Genomic DNA, 1,186 nt, shown 5'->3' on the forward strand with positions numbered 1-1,186 from the left:
GGTGTGTGGTGTAAGTTATCGGCCTATTAGTACCGGTCAGCTTCACGAGTCGTTAGTCCTCGCTTCCACATCCGGCCTATCAACCCAGTGGTCTGGCTGGGGGCCTCTCACACACAAGGTGTATGGAAATCTCATCTCGAAGCGAGCTTCCCGCTTAGATGCTTTCAGCGGTTATCCCATCCGAACGTAGCTAATCAGCGGTGCACTTGGCAGTACAACTGACACACCAGAGGTTCGTCCGTCCCGGTCCTCTCGTACTAAGGACAGCCCTTCTCAAATTTCCTGCGCGCGCAGCGGATAGGGACCGAACTGTCTCACGACGTTCTAAACCCAGCTCGCGTACCGCTTTAATGGGCGAACAGCCCAACCCTTGGGACCTACTCCAGCCCCAGGATGCGACGAGCCGACATCGAGGTGCCAAACCATGCCGTCGATATGGACTCTTGGGCAAGATCAGCCTGTTATCCCCGAGGTACCTTTTATCCGTTGAGCGACGGCCATTCCACAATGTACCGCCGGATCACTAGTCCCGACTTTCGTCCCTGCTCGAGATGTCTCTCTCACAGTCAAGCTCCCTTGTGCACTTACACTCGACACCTGATTGCCAACCAGGCTGAGGGAACCTTTGGGCGCCTCCGTTACTTTTTAGGAGGCAACCGCCCCAGTTAAACTACCCATCAGGCACTGTCCCTGACCCGGATTACGGGCCGAAGTTAGATGTCCAAAGTGACCAGAGTGGTATTTCAACGATGACTCCACCCGAACTGGCGTCCGGGCTTCAACGTCTCCCACCTATCCTACACAAGCCACTCCGAACACCAATACCAAACTATAGTAAAGGTCTCGGGGTCTTTCCGTCCTGCTGCGCGTAACGAGCATCTTTACTCGTACTGCAATTTCGCCGAGTTTATGGTTGAGACAGCGGGGAAGTCGTTACTCCATTCGTGCAGGTCGGAACTTACCCGACAAGGAATTTCGCTACCTTAGGATGGTTATAGTTACCACCGCCGTTTACTGGGGCTTAAATTCTCAGCTTCGCCTTGCGGCTAACCGGTCCTCTTAACCTTCCAGCACCGGGCAGGAGTCAGTCCGTATACATCGTCTTGCGACTTCGCACGGACCTGTGTTTTTAGTAAACAGTCGCTTCCCCCTGGTCTCTGCGGCCCCTGCACGCTCCGGACAGCTA

At 54.7% G+C, this 1,186-nt stretch carries 1 rRNA gene (cut by a window edge); it reads right to left on the reverse strand.

Annotated features, from left to right (window positions below):
* Nucleotides 1–5 precede the first annotated feature (5 nt).
* Nucleotides 6–1,186: ribosomal RNA gene (locus tag FS787_RS17840) — 23S ribosomal RNA — on the reverse strand (it continues 1,375 nt past the right edge of the window).

The organism is Arthrobacter sp. U41 (assembly GCF_007679325.1).
Taxonomy (GTDB): Bacteria; Actinomycetota; Actinomycetes; order Actinomycetales; family Micrococcaceae; genus Arthrobacter.